Annotated in this window: 19 protein-coding genes; 10 read left to right on the top strand and 9 right to left on the bottom strand. The window is 48.4% G+C overall.

Translation table 11 applies throughout. The annotated features are described in order from the left end of the window. Nucleotides 1–12: 12 nt before the first annotated feature. From VSR74_RS10230 to VSR74_RS10200, 7 genes are all read right to left on the bottom strand, one after another. Nucleotides 13–1,320 (bottom strand): TRAP transporter large permease, encoded by a 1,308-nt coding sequence (locus VSR74_RS10230; RefSeq protein WP_347794633.1) that lies wholly within the window; start codon nt 1,318–1,320, stop codon nt 13–15. Nucleotides 1,321–1,330: 10 nt separating this feature from the next. Further along, nucleotides 1,331–1,813, bottom strand: coding sequence for a TRAP transporter small permease (locus tag VSR74_RS10225; protein ID WP_347794632.1), 483 nt, complete (start codon nt 1,811–1,813; stop codon nt 1,331–1,333). Between the two features lie 41 nt (nt 1,814–1,854). After that, nucleotides 1,855–2,838, bottom strand: coding sequence for a TRAP transporter substrate-binding protein (locus tag VSR74_RS10220; RefSeq protein WP_347794631.1), 984 nt, complete (start codon nt 2,836–2,838; stop codon nt 1,855–1,857). Nucleotides 2,839–2,894: 56 nt separating this feature from the next. Further along, the gene (locus VSR74_RS10215) at nt 2,895–3,905 is read right to left on the bottom strand and encodes an Ldh family oxidoreductase (RefSeq protein WP_347794630.1); all 1,011 of its coding nucleotides are present in this window, start codon (nt 3,903–3,905) and stop codon (nt 2,895–2,897) included. A 10-nt stretch (nt 3,906–3,915) separates the two neighbouring features. Continuing rightward, the gene (locus VSR74_RS10210) at nt 3,916–4,932 is read right to left on the bottom strand and encodes a zinc-binding alcohol dehydrogenase family protein (RefSeq protein ID WP_347794629.1); all 1,017 of its coding nucleotides are present in this window, start codon (nt 4,930–4,932) and stop codon (nt 3,916–3,918) included. Further along, nucleotides 4,929–6,404 carry a mannitol dehydrogenase family protein gene (locus VSR74_RS10205; protein WP_347794628.1) on the bottom strand — a complete coding sequence of 492 codons (1,476 nt, stop codon included), beginning with the start codon at nt 6,402–6,404 and terminating at the stop codon, nt 4,929–4,931. Before VSR74_RS10205 ends, VSR74_RS10210 begins: the two co-directional genes overlap by 4 nt. A gap of 329 nt (nt 6,405–6,733) precedes the next feature. Beyond that, on the bottom strand, nt 6,734–7,483 hold the full coding sequence (locus VSR74_RS10200) for a FadR/GntR family transcriptional regulator (protein WP_347794627.1): 750 nt from the start codon (nt 7,481–7,483) through the stop codon (nt 6,734–6,736). A 480-nt stretch (nt 7,484–7,963) separates the two neighbouring features. Between VSR74_RS10200 and VSR74_RS10195 the strand changes: the two genes are divergently transcribed. From VSR74_RS10195 to VSR74_RS10185, 3 genes are all read left to right on the top strand, one after another. Next, complete coding sequence (locus tag VSR74_RS10195) at nt 7,964–9,457, top strand: hypothetical protein (protein WP_347794626.1); 1,494 nt, start codon at nt 7,964–7,966, stop codon at nt 9,455–9,457. Nucleotides 9,458–9,497: 40 nt separating this feature from the next. Continuing rightward, the gene (locus VSR74_RS10190) at nt 9,498–9,773 is read left to right on the top strand and encodes a hypothetical protein (protein ID WP_347794625.1); all 276 of its coding nucleotides are present in this window, start codon (nt 9,498–9,500) and stop codon (nt 9,771–9,773) included. A 229-nt stretch (nt 9,774–10,002) separates the two neighbouring features. Beyond that, on the top strand, nt 10,003–12,222 hold the full coding sequence (locus tag VSR74_RS10185) for a YgiQ family radical SAM protein (RefSeq protein WP_347794624.1): 2,220 nt from the start codon (nt 10,003–10,005) through the stop codon (nt 12,220–12,222). A gap of 44 nt (nt 12,223–12,266) precedes the next feature. Here VSR74_RS10185 and lplA read toward each other — a convergent pair whose 3' ends face one another. Both lplA and VSR74_RS10175 read right to left on the bottom strand, forming a co-directional pair. Beyond that, the gene (lplA, locus tag VSR74_RS10180) at nt 12,267–13,283 is read right to left on the bottom strand and encodes a lipoate--protein ligase LplA (protein WP_347794623.1); all 1,017 of its coding nucleotides are present in this window, start codon (nt 13,281–13,283) and stop codon (nt 12,267–12,269) included. 14 nt (nt 13,284–13,297) lie between these two features. Continuing rightward, nucleotides 13,298–13,939, bottom strand: a complete 642-nt coding sequence (locus VSR74_RS10175; protein WP_347794622.1) for a YtjB family periplasmic protein — start codon at nt 13,937–13,939, stop codon at nt 13,298–13,300. Between the two features lie 104 nt (nt 13,940–14,043). Here VSR74_RS10175 and serB point away from each other — a divergent pair, with 104 nt between their 5' ends. The 7 genes from serB (at nt 14,044) to VSR74_RS10140 (ending at nt 22,123) form a co-directional block, all read left to right on the top strand. Further along, nucleotides 14,044–15,021, top strand: coding sequence for a phosphoserine phosphatase (gene serB / locus VSR74_RS10170; RefSeq protein ID WP_347794621.1), 978 nt, complete (start codon nt 14,044–14,046; stop codon nt 15,019–15,021). Nucleotides 15,022–15,024: 3 nt separating this feature from the next. Next, the gene (radA, locus tag VSR74_RS10165; protein ID WP_347794620.1) at nt 15,025–16,410 is read left to right on the top strand and encodes a DNA repair protein RadA; all 1,386 of its coding nucleotides are present in this window, start codon (nt 15,025–15,027) and stop codon (nt 16,408–16,410) included. A gap of 86 nt (nt 16,411–16,496) precedes the next feature. Continuing rightward, the gene (gene nadR, locus VSR74_RS10160; protein WP_347794619.1) at nt 16,497–17,729 is read left to right on the top strand and encodes a multifunctional transcriptional regulator/nicotinamide-nucleotide adenylyltransferase/ribosylnicotinamide kinase NadR; all 1,233 of its coding nucleotides are present in this window, start codon (nt 16,497–16,499) and stop codon (nt 17,727–17,729) included. Nucleotides 17,730–18,123: 394 nt separating this feature from the next. After that, on the top strand, nt 18,124–18,900 hold the full coding sequence (locus VSR74_RS10155) for an ABC transporter permease (RefSeq protein ID WP_347794618.1): 777 nt from the start codon (nt 18,124–18,126) through the stop codon (nt 18,898–18,900). After that, on the top strand, nt 18,897–19,565 hold the full coding sequence (locus VSR74_RS10150; protein ID WP_347794617.1) for an ABC transporter ATP-binding protein: 669 nt from the start codon (nt 18,897–18,899) through the stop codon (nt 19,563–19,565). The genes VSR74_RS10155 and VSR74_RS10150 overlap by 4 nt, the downstream gene beginning before the upstream one ends. Before the next feature lie 28 nt (nt 19,566–19,593). Then, on the top strand, nt 19,594–20,520 hold the full coding sequence (locus VSR74_RS10145; protein WP_347794616.1) for a glycosyltransferase: 927 nt from the start codon (nt 19,594–19,596) through the stop codon (nt 20,518–20,520). 16 nt (nt 20,521–20,536) lie between these two features. Continuing rightward, nucleotides 20,537–22,123 (top strand): capsular polysaccharide export protein, LipB/KpsS family, encoded by a 1,587-nt coding sequence (locus VSR74_RS10140; RefSeq protein WP_347794615.1) that lies wholly within the window; start codon nt 20,537–20,539, stop codon nt 22,121–22,123. The last annotated feature ends 22 nt before the right edge of the window (nt 22,124–22,145 follow it).

Below are 22,145 nucleotides of genomic sequence, written 5' to 3'. Positions count from 1 at the left end.
CCCGAAGTCTCTTCAGGAAGGGGTGAATAACCCTGGAAGCATCAGGCTGAGCTGCGGGAAATAGCAGATCATCGCCATCACCGCAAACAGCGCCAGGAACATCGGCAGCAGCGGTTTAACCACTTTATCAATGCTGATTTTGCCAATACTGCAGCCGACGAACAGAATCGTTCCCACGGGCGGTGTGCAGAGCCCAATGGTTAAGTTAAAGACCATGATGATACCGAAATGAATCGGATCTATTCCCAGGCTCTGGGCGATAGGAAGGAATATCGGCGTAAAAATCAGAATTGCTGGCGTGATATCCATAAAGGTACCCACAAACAGCAAAATAATATTGATAATCAGCAGTATGACCCATTTGTTCTCAGATACGCTGACGATCATATCGTTGATCAAAACAGGAACATCCGCATTGGTCATTGCCCATGACATTCCCATCGAGCAGCCAACCAGCAATAAAACGATTGAACTGGTGACAACCGAATCCAGAAGGATGGCTTTCATTTTTGTGAAGTTAATTTCTTTACAAATGATCGCCAGGGCCAGACTGTAGATGACTGCGATAGCAGAGGCTTCTGTTGGCGTAAATACTCCGCCTATAATCCCGCCAATGATGATAAATATTAACAGCAAGCTGGGGAGCGCATCGCGCAATATATGCAAGAATTGCGGCACGGTGATGCGTGCTGCAACCGGGTAATGGTTGCGTCGGGCGTAGAGCGCCGCCACAGCCATGAGTGCAATCGCGGTGAGTATCCCTGGCATATATCCCGCCAGAAAGAGGGCCGCGACCGAGGTGCCGCCGCTCGCCAGAGAGTAGACAATCAGCACATTACTCGGAGGGATCATCAGGCCAATAGGCGCTGAAGCAATGTTAACGGCGGCGGAGAACGCCGGGTCATATCCCTCTTTCTTCTGTAGCGGCGACATAATTCCCCCCACGGCCGCTGCGGAAGCGACCGCCGAACCGGAGATCGCGCCAAAAAGGGTGTTCGCCAGTATATTGCAGTGCGCCAGTGAACCGGGGAGGCGGCCAACCAATGCTTGTGCCAGATTAACCAGCCGACGGGCAATGCCGCCTGTATTCATAATATTACCGGCCAGAACAAAAAATGGGATCGCCAATAAGGTGAAACCATCCAACCCTACGGTCATTTTTTGTGCGACAACCGAAATAGCTGCATCGGGGGGTAAAGCTGTCAGAATAGATAATAATGATGAGAGCCCAATCGCAAAAGTAATGGGGACACCAATAGCGAGCATGATGGCAAAACTACCAAATAATAGAATCATCGGGTAGATATATTCAAAGTCCATACTGTCCTCTTTAGTGAGATAGTCTCTTATGATAATTATCGAGAATATTTATGATGGTGTAATAAACTAAAATGATGCCGCTGATTGTCATAACCCAATAAACTTTGTCCATCGGCCATTTTAAAACAGGGGACATTTGGCTAACGTGCATTGCTTTCGCGACGACGATATCGCCGCCATATACCATAAAAATTAATGCGAACAGCGTAATGACAAGCTGGATAAAACTATCAAGTAATAATGCTGCATTAAGGGAAAGTTTTTGCGCCAATAAATCGATAGCCAGATGTTTTTTTAACCCTGCGGTATAGACCCCGCCTAACAAAATCATCCACATAAAAAGAATTTGAGTAAATTCATCAAGAACAGAACTGGGAGCATTAAAAATAAAGCGCGCAATAACCTGCCAGGATACGCAGAAAACCATGACTGCCAGAATAATACAGCAAATTCCGGCAAGTATATTATTAAGGATATTGGTGAGTAGTCGCATATCTCATCCTGTAAAGGGCAGGGGAAACCTGCCCGTTCGTTTTACATATTTTCTACTTGTTCAAGATCTTTCGCGGACTGCGGATCTTTTGCCCGGAACTCGTCAAACAGCGGTTTGACGCGCGCTTTGAAAGGTGCCTTATCAACATCGACGACGGTGGCATTCATCTCTTTCATTTTTTCGTAGGCTTCTTTTTCCGCAGCCGGCCAGATGACATCCTTCATTTGCAGCATTGCTTCATCGGCGGCTTTATACAGCGCAGCGCGTTCTTTATCGCTCAACCCGTTAAGCACTTTGGTGCTGATCACCAGCACATCAGGCACCATGGTGTGCTCATCGCGAGAGTAAACCTTTGCGACTTCCGCGTTGCGCATGTCGGTATACACCACGGTGTTGTTCTCGCCACCATCGACAACGCCTTGCTGAAGTGCGGTATACAACTCACCCTGCGCCATCGGCGTTGCCACGCCACCCAGCACTTTCATCATGGCAATCGCGCTGGGGCTCTGCTGTACCCTGATTTTCATTCCCGCTAAATCTTCAGGTTTGGTGATGGGTTTATTCGCATAAAAGCTCCGTGCGCCGCCATCCAGGTAAGTTAGCCCGACAAAGCCTTTGCTTTCAGATGACTTCAGGATCCGCTGACCTAAATCACTGCGTAAAACGTTGTAGTAGTGATCGCGATCGCGGAACAAAAAGGGAAGGCTGAACAGGCTGTAGTCAGGCGCGAACGACTCCAGAGAGGCGGCATTTACCTTCACCATTTGCAGCGCCCCGGAGTTCATTAATTCCAGAGACTCACGCTCATTTCCCAGCGTCGCATTGGGGTAGATACGAATATTTAATTCGCCATCAGAATAGGTTCTAGCTTTGTCAGCCAGATAACTCAGCGCCTTATGCACAGCGTGACTTTTATCCTGGTTGTGGCTAAGTTTCAGCGTGGTTTTAGCGAATGCCGGAGACGCCAGAAATAAACAACTAGCGACAAGTATCGTTGATGCAGCGAGTGACCGTATATTTTTCATATTATGGTTCCTTATACATATCGTAGGGTACGGCTTATTTTTATTAATATCGGAAGTTAATTTCCCGTCAGATACTGATAGATCCCGTCGGGTACCGGAATCCCTTTCTGTTGACACAGCGCTTTGTAATTCATCTGCGGGTCGTTAGGTGCTAATACCTTTTCCACACCCGGTACGGGTTTAACGGCGCGTAATTCCGTCAACATCTGCGTAATGGTCTCAGCAAACAGCGCGTTACCGAATTTATTGGGGTCAATCACCATCACCAGACTCGCCAGTTTGCGCATTTTTTCGTAGTCGCCATACATTTTGACAATGTGGTTGCTGAAGTTGGCTCCTGCTAAAACCCCGGTCAACGCATCGATAGCCAGCGCGATGCCCGAACCTTTGTGCGCGCCGAAGGGGAGTAAATTCTCTATTTTGTGCGGATCGGTCGTGATATGACCCGCTTTATCCAGAGCCAGACCTTCTCCAATCGGTTTCCCCGTTTCCTTCGCATGTAAAATCTTGCCAAACGCCGTTGCGCTGGTCGCCATATCAACAATCATTGGGCTTCCATTCGCCGCCGGGAAACCGAAGGCGATGGGGTTGGTGCCGAGGAAGCGCTCAGCACCGCCGTGTGGAGCGACGCAGGTATCCGTTTGGGTCATCACGATGGCGATCATGCCCTGTGATGTTGCCATTTCAGCAAAGTATGAGAGCGCGCCGCAGTGCGAGGTGTTCTTCACGCTGACAAAACCGAGCCCGGTCTCTTTCGCCAGTTTTATCGCATGTTCCGTCGCCCCAATAAGAGCCGAATGGCCCATGCCATCATCAGAATCAAAAACAGCAGCAGAAGGTGAGATTTGCGCAATACTAAAATGCGCCTTTTTATTTAATCCTCCGGCTTTAAGACGAGTGCAATAATGCTCAACGCGCATGACGCCGTGAGAGTGTACGCCGGTAATATCGGCATGAACTAAAACGTCTGTTACCTGCTTTGCCGTAGTTTCATCAAGTCCCGCCGATGTTAATTTAGCCAGGGCCAATGCTTTTAAGTCCGACTCGCTGACATATACTGTAGACATTATTATTCCTTTAAAATTTAATTACGCCTTTGACCATTTCTTTGTTATCGACAACGTTTTTTTGGTAATCAAGACCGACGGTGTGAAAATCAAATTCGGTGTTTTTCATCATCTCTTCGTGGATGAGCCCGCGGGACATCAGGTCGATGACACATTCAAAATCTTCACGCGTTGCATTGCGGCTACTCAGTAGCGTCGTCTCTTTTTTATGGAATGAAGGATCATCAAGAACAAGATCGCCAATATATAAACCGATGAAGACAATTTTTCCGCCATGACGGATGAGATCAACATCTTTACTCATCGATGCTTTATTACCTGTGGCATCGAGAACGGTGCAGGCCAGTTCCCCGCAAAATAAACGGCGTAATTCGTCGATAAAGTTCCCCGCTGTCGGGTCAAGGGATTCAATGTGAAGGTTCTTTTTGACGTGCTGGCGGCGTCTGTCGTCCAGATCGGCCACAACGACGTTGGCTCCTTTTGCTTTGGCGATAGCCGATGTCGCCAGACCAATGGGGCCTGCGCCAATAACCAGAATGTTTTGCCCCGCTTTTATCTCTGCCCGACGAACGGCATGTGCGCCGATGGCAAAACATTCAACCAGAGCGGCAGAGCTATCATTTAATTGTTCGGGCACTGCAACCAGATTTTGCTGGCGTACCGCCAGGTATTCACTAAACCCACCATCCTGGTGCACGCCATACAGCGAGACACGTTCACAGCAGTTGGTTTTTCCCTCTTTACAGGCGGCGCACTCACCGCAGGGAACACAGGGAATAACCGAGTAGCGTTGGCCAATTTTAATGTCTGAACACGCACTACCTGCTTCCACCGCTTCACCGCAAATTTCATGACCAAGGACGCGAGGATAAGAAAAAAAGGGTTGCCGTCCGGCATAGGCATGAATATCGGTACCGCAAACGCCGACGGCTTTTATTTTTAATAAAACCTCATTACTTTGTACAGAAGGATAGTCTCGATCAATATACTGGATGTCACCAGGTTGGTTGCAAATTAATGTTTTCATTTATGATTACCAGATGTTATTTCTTTAATGGTTTGTTTAATTCCCGATGCTGCAATTTTATTAAATGCGAGTTCAATTTTATTTATGAACGCAATGTTTTCGGCCAGATCGCCGAATATGCTATTCGTATTCAATAAGGCCAGCGCTTTCTGCCAGCCGGTCTGTTGATGGGCGATTGCCTCTCTGAAGACGGGCAGCAGTGGATCGGTGAGTTCGCTGTTATTTTCAATATTGCTGATAACGTAGTACAACCAGCCGGCAATTAATAATGACAGGACAGGATTGGCAATGTTCTTTCGTTCAAGTTGCAGCCAGGGCGTGATGGCTCGCTGAGGTAATTTTTGTGAGCCATCCATGGCTATTTGCGCCGTCCGGTGTTTCACATTACGATTGCTGAACCTCGTCAGTAATAATTCGGCATACTGCCGCAGATCAATATCGAGCGTTGGGTTTAACGTCTGCGCCTGTTCATCAACCATTAGTTGACGCGTAATGGCATAAAATTCCGGGTCTTCCATGCACTGGTAAATAAATTCATAACCTGCGAGGCTGCCGTTATAAGCGAGAAATGAATGGCTGCCATTTAGCATACGTAGCTTCATTTCTTCATAGGGCTGTACATCAGAGACAAACATGGCGCCCGCGAGATCCCACTCCGGACGACCGCGGACAAAATTATCTTCAATAACCCACTGACGAAAATCTTCACAAACGATCCCACACGGATCGGCGTATCCCGTTTTTTCCTGCAGCATCGTAAACTGGGCTTCAGTCATCGCCGGAACAATGCGGTCGACCATCGTGCCCGGGAAGGTCACATTCGCTTCAATCCATTGAGCAAGTTCTGTATCAAGACGCATGGCGAAACCGATAATCGCATTACGCGTGAGATGCCCGTTGTCAGGAATGTTGTCGCAAGAGAGTACGCTGAACGGCTGAAGCCCCAGCGCTTTTCTCCTTTGCAGTGCAAACGTGATGAGCCCGATTGCTGAGCGGGGGTTATGTGGTGTCTGGAGATCTCCGGCAATCAACGGATTGGCATCGTCTAACTGTCTGGTCTGAGGATCAATGCAGTACCCTTTTTCGGTGATAGTTAAGGAGACAATTTTCACCTGCGGTTCAAGTAACCTGGCTATTGCTGCGCCAATACCCTGTTCTGGCGTGTGTATACCGCCAATAACCGAACGCACCTGGCGAGATGTGTGTGCTGTCGCGGACGTTTCAAGTACGCTAAATAATCCATGCTGGTTATTTAATTCATTTATTAAATTAGATTCACCAAATAGATTTATTTCAAATATACCCCATGGCACAGCGATCTGCTGATTGGCCAGATCGGTATAAACAGCCTGGTGCCCTCTGTGGAATGCGCCAAATCCAATATGAACAATATCGGTTTGTAGATTTTCTCGTGAGTATGTTGTTGCACTGTCGTAATACGCGGTTTTAATGCTGCCGACTTCCCGTTTCATGTCATCACTCTATAGGTAGTGAATTTATTGTGTAGACCAATTTAAATTAATCACCAGACCAAAAAATGAGATTAAAATCACATAAGTAATTTGAAAACAAAATAATAAATGGTCAGCATATAATTTTATTATTGTTTTTTATTGGTGTATTTTAATTGTCTATATGTTTTTCAATAAAACAGGCAATACAGGCGAGAGTTTTCGCGAGAGGAGAAGTATTGGTATACCAGTTTTAATTGTTCAGGATACCAATTCTGGCGAAAGCAGCAGATAAACCGAGCAGAGCAAGGAAAGAAAATGCTCTGCAAAAGTGAGAAGCATTGGGGGGATTAAGAGGCGAAGAAAAAATCATCGAAGTCGCTAATGGAAGAATCCTGCTTAAAAATGTTAACCAATTCATTTTTACTATTTTCCAGGTGCCTCCACGAGGCTTCTCTGGCGAGGGCTGGGTCTTTTTGCTGCAAGGCGAGAAAAATGCGCCGGTGATCTTCTAACCATTGCATACGTAAATGTTTTTCGTGCAAATATTTATAATTCAGCTTTTTCCAGCGAGGATTTTCCGTACGCACCGCGCGCCATAGCTCTGCGGCTTGTTTGATCAATACGCGATTCTGCGTGGCTTCAGCGATGATAGTGTGAAACTGGTGATCCAGATTTTCAAATTTGTCGCTGTCACCGGAAAGGAACTTTTCCTGTGCAGAGAGAATCTTTTTGAGTTCGAGAAGTTCATTGAAACGGATCTGGGTGGCGGCAAAACCCGTAATGTTGCTTTCTATCACCTGGCGTGCCTGCAGAAGTTCGAATGGGCCAATTTCCGAATAGGGCATCAATGCTTTTTGATCATGTTTGCTGGTTGAATCGATAAAAAATATACCAGCCCCCTGCTTAACGATCAGAATGCCCTTGAGTTCCAACATGATGATCGCTTCGCGAACTGTCGTCCTGCTGGTATTAAAACGTTCACTCAATTCTCGCTCAGAGGGAAGACGTTCTCCCGCTTTGAACACCCCGGAGTAAAGGAGTTGTTCGATTTGTAGACCAATATCATAATAACGACGTTTTGTAATAACTTGTTCCATATCTAGCCTTTATATATTTCACGCCTGGATTATCGAAATCTATATATTTAATGACGGCAAGCCTGAACGCGCATGGATATACTGATAACCAGTAATAAATGATGATGCTATCGGTCAGAATACTACCAGCTTCATACCGATGATAGCAGCATGGAAACGCCGGGAGCGAATTTCCAGATGTAACCTTTTTTGATGCCCTTGTTTTGTGAGCAAAGCGCTTTTTTAGTAAGGAGGCTGTTTTCAGAATTTGGCCTGCTGCCCAGAGCGCGAAGAAAGCGCTATCGTAGAACAAAAGAAGAAGGGATTACGTTCCGAGGTTAGCACATGGATTCTTTACCTAGATTGCTGTGGGTTCGCGGCCATTCTCCTGTTTTTCACTCTCCTGGCGGCGACGTCTCTGATCAGCAACGCTCAGGATGAAGCCGTTATCTCATTATGGGTCATGGCCATACAGCTAATTTTCAATGAAGGAAAAAGGTAATGGGTCGGGAGTTCGCGTTCGCAATTTGGCTATGGCCGTTGGCTATCGCCGATATTATGGCGCTCTTACTATCTTGCTGCGCGATAAAACATTCTCGTGTACGGATGATTTTTCTGTGGCTGCTGTTGCCGCAGATAGCGCTGGTCGGTGCATGTTCGTTACTGTTTTACTGGCTTAATATTAATGAAAGCCTGATCTTTTTTGCACTCATTAGCCAGTTTGTCTCACTGTCTCTTGCTATTGCCGGGCGTCGATATTTCAGATATCTATGTTTACCATGCCATCTTTTTTTTATTGCGCTCTGGGGATATCTAGAACCTGTTAATTATCTAACACGAGAGGTCGTGCATGGCTGGGAGAATAAGCAAAGCTCAAGCTTGATTGATCGTACTGAGCGAGATGGCACGATTGTGCTGGAGAATATTCATGATGATGCCCAGTTAAAACAGATACTCACACAAGCGGTACTTAAGCCAGACATTTCAGACAATACGTTGAAAGCATTGATTGCTCGGGTTGATACGCCATTTTCCTGTTGTGGTGATTCACACCCATTTTTTGTGGCCGTCACTCATCTGAATTCTCGCGCAGTTTACTTTTTTACCACTTTGCTAACCGGAGACTCCCTTCAGGCGAAGAATTATCGGTTGCAGGTTTATCAGCATAACCCCCTGTACTGGATGTATTTATACCTAAACGGGAAGTTAAAATATCAGCGTGGAAGCGGTCAGCACGATCTGGCGGCCGCCAGAGAAATTAGCGGAGTGTTGCTGGAAATAGTGCCAGAACTTTTAACGGAAGACGTTTACGAGCAAATTATTAACACCAGGGATCGCGAAACGTTAAGTTTCTTTTGGCAAAAACAACAGCCCAAAATGCAGATACATCGCCTGCAGATGTTAGCGCTGGTTGGCGACAGCAAAGCGTTAGTGGCATCAATAACCGATAACCCTTCGATATTAGAAGTACGTGATGATGATATTCCGATACTGAGCATTATTATTCGTTATGACGACATGAAGAAACACAGTAACAATATTACGTTACTGGATTTTATCGTGCGTTTTGCTGATGCTTCGGTAGTCAACGCATTGATAAACGCCAATATTATCGACTGGCAACGTTTCATCCTGGCTGACGATGACTATACGCCATTACGACTGGCGGCAATCAAACAGGAAGAGGGCGATCGTGAGACGCTCTCATTGGTATTAAAAGATATGCTTAAACAAAAAATAGCCTTCTCGGATAAAAACATTGCGGACGCGATAACAAGCGGTGCGAAGCCCGAAATATTTCTTGCCTCCGGCATGACGAAACAGCGATTGTGTGCTGCGCTTGCCGGGGCTGAAAATCAGGGAATAACATCCAGTGCATTACACGATATCGGGCCAGAGTTGTGCTGCGAGGGAAAGGGAGAGGGGGGGAATAAGGGGGATTCTGGGGAGGTATGGCGTTTCTTTACCGGTATCGCCCGATGCAGCGTTCATTAAGTTGGGGAACTACGGTGTTGAACATTTAAAGGATTAGCAAATGTGTGACCCACAAATATTCGCAATGATTATCATATTAACCATCAATAGTTGGGTTATCTATCTGGTACATTTGTTTATCTTATTCACTTTGTCCATGCAATGGCGTTACTGTCTCGATTTGTTCTGGCGCGTCGTTGCCCCTCAGATTGGTATTGCTTTGCTGTTTGCGTTCGTTTTCCGGGAGATGGGCGATAAAAAGATGTTTGGGATGCTTTGGGCGGCATCCCCTGTGTATCAGGTTCCCCTGCTTTTTGCTGTGTTGCTTACCAGGTAGTGGCTGCTCTCATCGCACCCCGTATGATTGTTGATATTTCACTTCACAAGCCTGACATTGCGCTTTGTAGGGGGATTTTGTTACTTCCATTTCTGATGACGGTCTACCTGGCAGATTGACAGATATTCGCCGCATGCCGGGCAACAATCTCCTTCATTTCCCACCTGAATACAGCGTATAATCCCCGGCCTTTGATTATTTTTTTACCACTTTTCTTTTTGGAAGCAAAATGAGCTCTATCTCCCTGATCCAACCGGATCGCGACCTGTTCTCCTGGCCGCAGTACTGGGCCGCCTGTTTTGGGCCGGCGCCGTTTTTGCCGATGTCTCGTGAAGAGATGGATCAACTTGGCTGGGATAGCTGCGACATCATTTTGGTTACTGGCGATGCCTACGTTGACCATCCCAGCTTCGGGATGGCGATTTGCGGCCGCATGCTGGAAGCGCAGGGTTTTCGCGTGGGCATCATCGCGCAGCCGGACTGGAACAGCAAAGACGACTTTATGCGCCTCGGCAAGCCGAACCTCTTTTTCGGCGTCACCGCAGGCAACATGGACTCGATGATCAACCGCTATACGGCGGATCGTAAGCTGCGTCAGGACGATGCCTACACGCCGGATAACGTCGGCGGCAAGCGTCCGGATCGCGCGACGCTGGTTTATACCCAGCGCTGCAAAGAAGCGTGGAAAGATGTGCCGGTGATTCTGGGCGGCATCGAAGCCAGCCTGCGTCGTACCGCGCATTACGATTACTGGTCTGATACCGTGCGCCGTTCGGTGCTGGTCGATTCCAAAGCGGATATGCTGATGTTCGGCAACGGCGAGCGCCCGTTAGTGGAAGTGGCGCACCGCCTGGCACAGGGTGAACTGATTTCGCAGATCCGCGATGTGCGTAACACGGCGATTATCGTCAAAGAAGCGCTGCCGGGCTGGGCTGGCGTGGATTCCACGCGTCTGGATACGCCGGGGAAAATCGACCCGATCCCGCATCCGTATGGTGAAGATTTACCGTGTGCCGACAACAAACCCGTTGAGCCGAAGAAAGCGGAAGTTAAAACCGTCACCGTACAGCCGCCGCGCCCGAAGCCGTGGGAAAAAACCTATGTGCTGCTGCCGTCCTTTGAGAAAGTGAAAAGCGATAAAGTGCTGTATGCACACGCCTCGCGTATTCTGCACCACGAAACCAACCCAGGCTGCGCACGCGCGCTGATGCAAAAACACGGCGACCGCTATATCTGGGTTAACCCGCCAGCAATTCCGCTCTCCACTGAAGAGATGGACAGCGTCTTCGCGCTGCCGTATCAGCGCGTACCGCACCCGGCGTATGGCAAAGCGCGTATTCCGGCGTATGAGATGATCCGTTTCTCGATCAACATCATGCGCGGCTGCTTCGGCGGCTGTTCTTTCTGCTCTATTACCGAGCACGAAGGGCGTATTATTCAGAGCCGTTCGGAAGATTCGATCATCAACGAGATCGAAGCCATTCGCGACACAGTGCCGGGCTTTACCGGGGTGATCTCCGATCTTGGCGGGCCAACGGCCAACATGTATATGCTGCGCTGTAAATCGCCGCGCGCCGAGCAAACCTGCCGCCGTCTCTCCTGCGTTTATCCGGATATCTGCCCGCACATGGACACCAACCATGAGCCGACGATCAATCTTTACCGTCGCGCACGCGATCTGAAAGGCATCAAGAAGATCCTTATCGCTTCCGGTGTGCGTTATGACATCGCGGTGGAAGATCCGCGTTATATCAAAGAGCTGGCGACCCATCACGTAGGCGGCTATCTGAAGATTGCGCCGGAACATACGGAAGAGGGGCCGTTGTCGAAAATGATGAAGCCGGGGATGGGTTCTTATCACCGCTTTAAGGAGCTATTCGACACCTATTCGAAACAGGCCGGGAAAGAGCAGTATCTGATCCCTTACTTTATCTCCGCGCACCCGGGTACGCGTGATGAAGATATGGTGAACCTGGCGCTGTGGCTGAAGAAGCACCGTTTCCGCCTCGACCAGGTGCAGAACTTCTACCCGTCGCCGCTGGCGAACTCGACCACCATGTATTACACCGGCAAGAACCCGCTGGGTAAAATTGGCTACAAGAGTGAAGAAGTGGTGGTGCCGAAGGGGGATAAACAGCGTCGTTTGCATAAAGCGCTGCTGCGCTATCATGATCCGAAAAACTGGCCGATGATCCGCCAGGCGCTGGAAGCGATGGGTAAAAAGCATCTGATTGGCCCGCGTCGCGATTGCCTGGTGCCGTCGCCAACGCTGGACGAGATGCGCGAAGCGCGTCGTCAGAACCGCAACACGCGTCCGGCGCTGACCAAGCACACGCCAGTGGCGCATCAACGTCAAACGCCAGCAGGCGCGAAGAAAGCACCTGTCGCGCAGGCCCGTCCGGCTAATACAGGGGCGAAAAAACGCCCTAAACCGGCGGCTGGTCGCTAAAAAACGAAACCGGGCAATTCTGTATTGCCCGGTAAACGTATTCGTTAGCGCACCGCCCCTGCAATCCACGCCGATAATTCCCGGAGCTCTTTTTCCTGTTCCGGGAAATCCCCCAACAGCGCTTCACACTCCTGTTGCAGGACATCCGCGCGGTACAGGCACCCTTGCAACCGCGCGGCGAGCGCTTCCAGCGGCGCGGGGTTCAGGCTGTCGGTAAAGACCTGAGTACGGGTGATATGCCCCTTCTCGACGTCGAAATGCAGTTCTACGCCGCCCCAGGTGAAGCGTTCATCCAGCAGATGACTAAAGGCCGGCGCCTGGCCGAAATTCCACTCCCAGCTACTCTGGCGCGCAAATGTCTCGGCAAAGTTCGGCAGATCGGGGGTTTTGTCCGGTGAAATAATCTCGGCATCGACGCGCTCGCCGTAGTGAGCAAAGAATGCTTCGGTGACTGCCGTACAAATTTGCTCATGGGTGATACCCGGTAGCAGTTCGACCAGATTCGCCACGCGCCCGCGCACGGAGGTGATCCCCTTCGCCTGAAGTTTTTTCTTATCCGGGTTCAGGTAGTTGGCCAGGCGGCTGAGGTCTGCGTTGAGCAGCAGTGTGCCATGGTGGAAACCGCGATCTTTCGTTTCGCGGTAGGCCGAACCGGACACTTTGCGATCGCCCTCCGGCGTTTTAACAATGAGATCGTTGCGCCCGGACGCCTCCGCGACCGCGCCAAGTGCATTCAGCGCTTCCAGCACAATGGCGGTTGAAACCGTTTTGTCGTACTCCGGTTTGCCCGCCATAAAGGTAAAACAGGTGTTGCCGAGGTCGTGGAACACCGCGCCGCCACCGCTGCTGCGACGAGCCAGGCGCACGTTGTCCTCTTCCATGCGTCGGGTGTTGCACTCTTTCCACGGGTTTTGCGCACGGCCAATGACCACCGTATCGGCGTTACGCCAGAGGAACAGCACACGCTGTGTGGCGGGCATCTGCCGAAAAATGCACTCTTCAACCGCCAGGTTAAACCAGGGGTCGTATGAGTCTGAGAGGAGCAGGCGTAAAGTGGCCATATTGAGTTCCCTTTCTACTCTTTTTTCTCGTCTTCCTCTTCCTGTACCGGTTTATTGGCGGTGAGAAGGAAGGGTGATTGTTGCCAGCGGGTGCGTTTACCCTGCAACAGGGTGCGCGTTAACACCACGCCAATGGCAAGCGACAGCAAAAGCATCAGGCGTAGGATATTGGTGGTGTTGTCGACCTGCTTTGCTTCCGTGGGCAGCGTATGGGTGTCGAGTGTCAGGCGCAAATAGCCGAGTGGGCCATTTTTGCCCTGAATAGGTTCGACGATTTGTTGGTTAAAATAGCCGCCCGCTTTTTTACCGTCCAGCGCCAGACGGTCACGCAGATCGACGCTCTCGCCCGCGCGGGCGATCATATCGCCTTTCTCATCATACACCCCGGCATCGAGGATGCGGCTTTCGGCGGTGAGTTGAGTCAGTAACTGGCGAACTTTTTTCTCATCCGGCGTTTCGCTGCGCACCAGCGGCGCAAGGTTGAGCGCCACCTGGCGGGCCAGCGTGCGGGCCAGTTCTTCTAGCTGCGGGTTACGCTGCTGCTGGTGTTGTTGACTGAACCATGACGCCCCTTGCATCAATGCCACCAGAAGTGCGAGGCATATCAGGACAATCACGGCGCGATGCAGTCTAAATTTCAGTTTTGCGCGTACCATATTCCACCTTTGAAAATTTGCAGCTTAATGTTGCCAGAAGCGCTGGTTACAAGGTAGCCTCATGCGTTATTTTCCTGGCCTTATTGACGTGGAGTGGAGCTGTAATGCCGAACAGTTTGACCTGGTGCGACCTGCCTGAAGATGTTTCCTTGTGGCCTGGGTTGCCGCTTTCTTTAAGTGGCGATGAAGTGATGCCATTGGATTATCACGCCGGACGCAGCGGCTGGCTGCTCTACGGGCGCGGGCTTGATAAAAGCCAGTTAACCATTTATCAGCGCAAGCTGGGCGCGGCGATGGTGATTGTCGCCGCCTGGTGCGTGGAAGATTATCAGGTTATTCGTCTGGCCGGGTCATTAACGCCGCGGGCGACTAAGCTGGCGCACGAAGCTGGGCTGGATGTCGCGCCGCTGGGGAAAATCCCGCATTTACGCACGCCTGGTCTGCTGGTGATGGATATGGACTCAACTGCCATCCAGATTGAGTGTATTGATGAAATCGCTAAATTAGCGGGCACCGGCGATATGGTGTCGGAAGTGACCGAGCGCGCGATGCGTGGTGAACTCGACTTTGCCGCCAGCCTGCGCCAGCGTGTGGCGACCCTGAAGGGCGCGGACGCGAATATCCTGCTGAAGGTGCGCGATGAACTGCCGCTGATGCCGGGGCTCACCCAACTGGTGCTGAAGCTGGAAACGCTTGGCTGGAAGGTGGCGATTGCCTCCGGCGGTTTCACTTTCTTCGCGGAATATCTGCGTGACAAGCTGCGCCTGACCGCTGTGGTCGCCAATGAATTGGGGATCATGGATGGCGTACTGACCGGGGAAGTGGTGGGCGATATCGTTGATGCGAAGTACAAAGCGAATACGTTACAACGCCTTGCGGAGCAGTATGAAATTCCAAAAGAGCAGACCGTTGCGATTGGTGATGGCGCGAACGATCTGCCGATGATCAAAGCGGCGGGTCTTGGCATTGCTTATCATGCCAAGCCAAAAGTGAATGAACAGACGGAAGTCACTATCCGTCACGCTGACCTGATTGGGGTGCTGTGCATCCTGTCGGGCAGCATGAATCAGGAAAAGAGGTAATACGTGGCGAAAGCTCCAAAACGCGCATTTGTCTGTAATGAATGTGGTGCGGATTATCCGCGCTGGCAGGGGCAGTGCAGTGCCTGTCATGCCTGGAACACCATCACTGAAGTGCGTGGTGTGGCGGCGTCGCCTACCGTTGCGCGTAATGAACGCCTGAGCGGATATGCGGGCAGCGCTGGCGTGTCGAAGGTGCAGCGGCTGTCGGATATCAGCCTGGAAGAATTGCCGCGCTTCTCGACCGGGTTTAAAGAGTTTGACCGGGTGCTGGGCGGCGGCGTGGTGCCTGGCAGCGCCATTTTGATCGGCGGCAACCCCGGTGCCGGGAAATCTACTCTGCTACTGCAAACCCTGTGCAAGCTGGCCGAGCAGATGAAAACCCTGTATGTCACCGGGGAAGAATCCCTACAGCAGGTGGCGATGCGCGCGCACCGCCTTGGCCTGCCGACGGCGAATCTCAATATGCTGTCGGAAACCAGTATCGAACAGATCTGCATGATTGCCGAAGAAGAACAGCCGAAGCTGATGGTGATCGACTCCATTCAGGTAATGCACATGGCGGATATCCAGTCGTCGCCGGGCAGTGTCGCGCAGGTGCGCGAGACGGCCGCCTATCTCACGCGATTTGCCAAAACGCGCGGCGTGGCGATTGTCATGGTCGGCCATGTCACCAAAGATGGCTCGCTGGCGGGCCCGAAAGTGCTGGAACACTGTATCGACTGTTCGGTGCTGCTGGATGGCGATGCCGATTCTCGCTTCCGCACCCTGCGCAGCCACAAAAACCGCTTCGGCGCGGTGAACGAGCTTGGTGTGTTCGCCATGACCGAACAGGGGCTGCGAGAAGTCAGCAACCCGTCAGCCATTTTCCTGAGCCGCGGCGATGAAGTGACCTCGGGCAGTTCGGTAATGGTGGTGTGGGAAGGTACGCGCCCGCTGCTGGTCGAGATTCAGGCGCTGGTCGATCACTCGATGATGTCCAACCCGCGTCGCGTTGCGGTGGGGCTGGAGCAGAACCGTCTGGCAATTCTGTTGGCGGTGCTGCATCGTCATGGCGGTTTGCAGATGGCGGATCAGGATGTGTTTGTGAACGTGGTCGGCGGCGTGAAGGTGACTGAAACCAGTGCCGACCTGGCGCTGCTGCTGGCAATGGTGTCCAGTTTACGTGACAGGCCGCTGCCGCAGGATCTCGTGGTATTTGGTGAAGTGGGCCTTGCCGGGGAAATTCGTCCGGTGCCGAGCGGCCAGGAGCGTATTTCCGAAGCGGCCAAACACGGTTTCCGCCGTGCGATTGTGCCTGCCGCCAATGTGCCGAAAAAACCGCCCGAAGGTATGCAGGTATTTGGCGTAAAAAAACTCGCGGATGCGCTAAACGTCTTTGACGATTTATAATTAACATCGCGTATTGCCGGATGCGGCCGCCGGATACAGCGTACAATTGTTTTACCAACGTTTATACCCATCAGCAGGAGGCTCTTGTGTCATCGTTCGACTATCTTAAAACCGCGATCCGTCAGAAAGGTTGCACGCTACAGCAGGTAGCTGACGCCAGCGGCATGACCAAGGGCTATCTGAGTCAGTTATTGAACGCCAAAATCAAGAGTCCGAGCGCGCAGAAGCTGGAAGCGCTGCATCGCTTTTTGGGCCTCGAATTTCCACGCCTGCAGAAGAGCGTCGGCGTGGTGTTCGGTAAGTTCTACCCGCTACACACCGGCCACATTTATCTGATTCAGCGCGCCTGCAGCCAGGTAGACGAACTGCACATCATCATGGGCTATGACGACGTGCGTGACCGCACGCTGTTTGAACAGAGCGCGATGTCGCAGCAGCCTACCGTGCCAGACCGCCTGCGCTGGTTGCTGCAAACCTTTAAATATCAAAAAAATATTCATATTCATGCTTTCAACGAAGAGGGAATGGAGCCCTATCCGCATGGCTGGGATGTCTGGAGCCATGGCATGAAAGCTTTTATGGAAGAGAAGGGCATTCAACCGGATGTCATCTACACCTCGGAAGAGCTGGACGCCCCGCAGTATATTGAACATCTCGGCATCAAGACCGTTCTGGTCGACCCGAAACGCACCTTTATGAACATCAGCGGCGGGCAAATTCGTGAGAACCCATTCCGCTACTGGGAATACATCCCCACCGAAGTGAAGCCGTTTTTCGTGCGCACGGTGGCGATCCTTGGCGGGGAATCCAGCGGTAAATCAACCCTGGTCAATAAGCTCGCCAATATCTTCAACACTTCCAGCGCCTGGGAGTATGGCCGTGATTATGTCTTCTCGCATCTGGGCGGCGATGAAATGGCGCTGCAATATTCCGATTACGACAAAATCGCGCTCGGCCACGCTCAGTACATCGACTTCGCGGTGAAATACGCCAACAAAGTCACCTTTATCGATACGGATTTTGTCAGCACCCAGGCGTTCTGCAAAAAATATGAAGGCCGCGAGCATCCCTTCGTGCAGGCGATGATCGATGAATACCGTTTCGATCTGGTGATCCTGCTGGAGAACAACACGCCGTGGATCAACGACGGCCTGCGCAGCCTGGGAAGCTCTGTCGACCGCAAAGAGTTCCAGTCGCTGCTGGTGTCGATGCTCAGGGAAAACAACATCGAGTTCGTGCATGTGGAAGAAGCAGACTACGATGCCCGTTTCCTGCGATGCGTGGAACTGGTGAAGCAACTGATGGGCGAAGCAGGATAAAGCGACTCGTGATAACGGCAGATAAAATGACTTTATCTGCCGTGAAGACTTCCTTTATCTCATCAGTAAAATATATATATAAATTAAATGGTTTAATTTAGACCCATTGTTTTTTTATTTATTTAGAATAATTAATATTATTCTTTAATTTATATTGCTGAAACCGAATAGGAACTTCTTCTGTTTCGGTCTACATTATGCTCGTTGGGATGTTCCTGAATTATACATCAAGGGAATGATGTTGATTTATTTATTGCAGTGAAAAATGGATTTCTGCAGCACCCTCACGCATTCCCCGCCTGTTATCTCCCTTCATACGTTTTACTCATTATCGGCTCTCTGGCAGCCTGAAGCCAGAGGCGGTAGCGTGCCTGATTCAACTATCGGATAAACCATGGCCAGAAGTGGTATTGACGTTCAACGAGCCGCCGTGAGTGCGCTCTTCCTTCACGAAATTAAAACCCGATTCGGGAAATACCGTTTAGGCTATTTTTGGGCGGTGCTGGAACCGGCGGCGCATATGCTGGTGATGCTGGCAGTATTCGGTTTTATTATGCATCGCACCATGCCGGATATCTCTTTCCCGGTGTTTCTGATTAACGGCATCGTGCCTTACTTTCTTTTCAGCAATATCACCACGCGCTCGATTGGCGCCATCGAGGCCAACCAGGGGCTGTTCAACTATCGTCCCGTTAAGCCCATAGACACCATCATCGCCCGCGCATTGCTCGAAAGCCTGATTTACGGCTGCGTTTATATCGTGCTGATGGCCATCGTTGGCTTTGCCGGGGAAACCTTCGCCGTTACCCGCCTGGTGACGCTCATCCTCACCTGGTTGCTGCTGGTGATTTTCTCATGCGGTGTAGGGCTCATCTTTATGGTGGTAGGGAATGCCTTCCCGGAGACGGAGAAGTTTTTGCCGATCCTGATTAAGCCGCTCTATTTTGTCTCCTGCATTATGTTTCCCCTGCATGCCATTCCGCGCGATTACTGGCCGTATATGCTGTGGAACCCGATTGTGCATATCGTCGAACTGAGCCGTGAATGCGTGGTGGCGAACTACGTCAGCGAGGGCGTGAATCTGCCGTATCTGGCGCTTTGTACGCTGGTGGTGCTGTTTCTGGGGCTGGCGGTGTATCGCCGCAATGAAGAGGCGATGCTGACATCATGATCCGTATTGAGAACCTGTCTAAATCCTACCCCACGCCACAGGGGCGGCATTACGTGTTTAAAGATCTCAACATCGAACTGCCGAGCGGCAAAAGTGTGGCGATCATTGGCCGCAACGGCGCGGGAAAATCGACGCTGCTGCGCATGATTGGCGGTATCGACAGGCCTGACAGTGGGCGGATTATCACCGACAGCACCATCTCCTGGCCTGTCGGGCTGGCGGGCGGTTTTCAGGGTAGCCTGACCGGGCGCGAGAATGTGAAGTTTGTGGCGCGCCTGTACGCCACGCGCGAGGAGCTGAAAGAGAAAGTCGCTTTTGTCGAAGAGTTCGCCGAACTGGGGAAATACTTTGATATGCCGATTAAAACTTATTCGTCCGGGATGCGCTCAAGGTTGGGATTTGGGCTGAGTATGGCGTTTAAGTTTGATTATTATCTGGTGGACGAAGTAACGGCGGTAGGGGATGCCCGGTTTAAGCAGAAGTGTGCGGAGTTGTTTAAATCAAGACATGCGGTGTCCTCATTCATTATGGTTTCACATAGCCTTAATTCATTAAAAGAGTTTTGTGATTTAGCCTTTTATATAGGATTGAATAACAATGTGATTATCTATAATTCAGTGGATGATGCAATTGATAATTACCTGCATGAGATTGAATCTTGTTAATTTATAATCATTAGGGTACATAGATAATATGACAATTCTTGTTAACCATGTTATGTCATCAAGTGTTAAAAGTGGAATTTTTACTGACCTGCTTGATTACTATAGACTTTTTTGTGATGAGGATATCAGGGTTATTGATTCTGAAACTCCAATACACAATGCTGATCTCTATCATTATCACCGAGCTCATTTAGAAAAAAAACTTAGAAAAAAATCTATTGTTACAGTGCATCACGATCTTAATGATACGGATGAATGGCTCCAATATGAAAAATTTCATGAAAGATATGCTGAAGCGAAGTTAGTACTATGCCTAAATAAGACACAGCAAGATTTTTTGCATTTAAAGGGTATTAAACAAACTAGGTTAGTACCTCATGGATACAATTCTGAAGTATTCAGGTATGAGTATAATACCAAACCTGTCGATGACAAACTAACTATAGGCATTTTATCTAAAAGATATGGTCGTAAGGTCAAAGGTGAGGCATATTTCTTTGAATTAATGAAAAGACTAGACTCTCGTCTTGTTAGGTTTATTTTTGTAGGCGAAGGAAGAACTATATCTTCCCAAAAAGCAATGTCGTTAGGGTTTGAATCTTATTGTTATGAAAGATTGCCATATTACTGCTTTGGGGATTTATATAGGAAATTGAATTTTCTGCTTGTGACTAGCTTGTTTGAAGGGGGGCCTGCGAACATTCCTGAGGCCATTTTTTCCGCAACACCTATTATCACAACCCCAATTGGAATGTCAAAGGATTATGTTGAGGATGGAGTGAATGGAATAATTCTTACTGGCGATGTTAATGTTGACTCTGAAAATATAAATAAATTCACAATTAAAAATAATTACTTATCTTTGCTAAGCGGATCTCTTGAAAAGAAAAATAGTGCGATGAGCTGGCGAGAAGTAATGGAGTTAACCTCTAAACATTACAAATCAACAATTTAATTTTAACGAGGCAATAATGAAAAATATAAGTTTGTTGTTTCCAGATAGTGTTCACTTCCATGCTAGAAATTTTAAAAGTTTATTCGATTTTATTAAGAGAAACAAAATTAAGCATACGTTTATTGAAGAAAGAAATAGTTGGGTGGCTGCCTTTGGCGATTATAGCTCTTTTGCTGAGGAGTTATCACCATATTTTGATATATTGAAAGATAAGAATGAAGAAGAGCTTGAGGTATTCAAGATTGATGGGATTAATTTGTTTGATGTCTGTCGTGACGAAGCGTTGACTTATTATCTTCCAAAAAAAGATTTTAGGAATAAAATCAATTCATTTCCTAATAAAAAAGAATTGATTAATATCATGAATGAAGTTGACCATGATTCACTAATTTTAAACATGTGTGCAGCATGGTCTTGGTGTGATTTCTGGAAAAACACTTTAAATAAAGTAAGCAACCATACATATGTTTTAATTTTTTCAGGTGCTCAAATATACAATAGAGCATTGCTTGAGATATTAAAAACACACCCATCAACACCATTAGTAATGGAACATTTTTTTACAGGTAATGAATATTATCTTGAGGAAAAATATGAGCCTATTCCAAATAATAGTGATTTAAAGTATGAAAATTACTTTAATTCTATTAGGCTTGATGAGACTAGTGATGAACTTGATAGGCTGAGAATAAAGGCTATAAATAAAGTAATTTTATCTAATAATAAGAATGTTAAAAAATCAACATTTTCTGAGGTGCTCCCAGCAAAAAATAAGGATGTTATTACTATTATAGGTCAAGTGGTGAATGACTTTTCAATAATATGTACAGCAAATAAATATCTGTCGACTATTTCTTTTTACATTGAGATTATTGACTCGTTGCTAAGAGAAACAGATAGTTTTGTAGTTTTTAAGGCACATCCATGGGAGAGAAATAAAAGTAATGTTAAAACAGCATTGACTTACGATGAGCTGAATGAGTATGTTAATAACTTGCCGACAGAGTTGCAAGAAAGAATTTATTTGACAGAGGACTTTAATTTATACGATTTAATGCGACAGTCTAAGCATATCGTGACTTTATGTTCTCAATCTGCAATTGAGGCTGCTTTTATTGGTTTAAAACCAATTCAGTTTGGTGATGCTTTTTATGGTAAAAAATCCTTCACCTATGATTATGATGACATTGATTTATTCATTGAACAATATAAACATAATAAGCTTAATCCATATTTAACAATAGAAGAATACAATTCCTTCGAGATTTTCCTCGTAAAAACATTAGAGAAGAAATTGATCTCTGTTTTTAATTCTGGCATTTTAGCATTAGAGCGTAAATTGTTTTTGGTTCCACCTATTCCATTAGTGAAATTAGAGGGTTCTTCTGAGAAGCAATCTCAACAAAAAAGTCGTGAAGATGTGCCAGTTATTCCTCCTAAAAATCCATCAAAACCCAAATCTGTAATTAAAGAGAATAAGGCAGTTTCTGCTGCACCACCCACGGGAAACAAAAAAATAGCCAAATTTAAAAAAGACCCAAAGAGATTTTTCTTAGATTCAAAATACAAAACCCTAAAATTTATAGGGCGTGTTTTTTATTAATGCATAATGTTTGAGCTATATG

Origin of the sequence: Pseudocitrobacter cyperus, from assembly GCF_039889165.1 — a bacterium.
Classification (GTDB): domain Bacteria; phylum Pseudomonadota; class Gammaproteobacteria; order Enterobacterales; family Enterobacteriaceae; genus Pseudocitrobacter; species Pseudocitrobacter cyperus.
The sequence above is the reverse complement of the archived record's forward strand: the minus strand, read 5'-3'. Positions and strand labels throughout refer to the sequence as shown.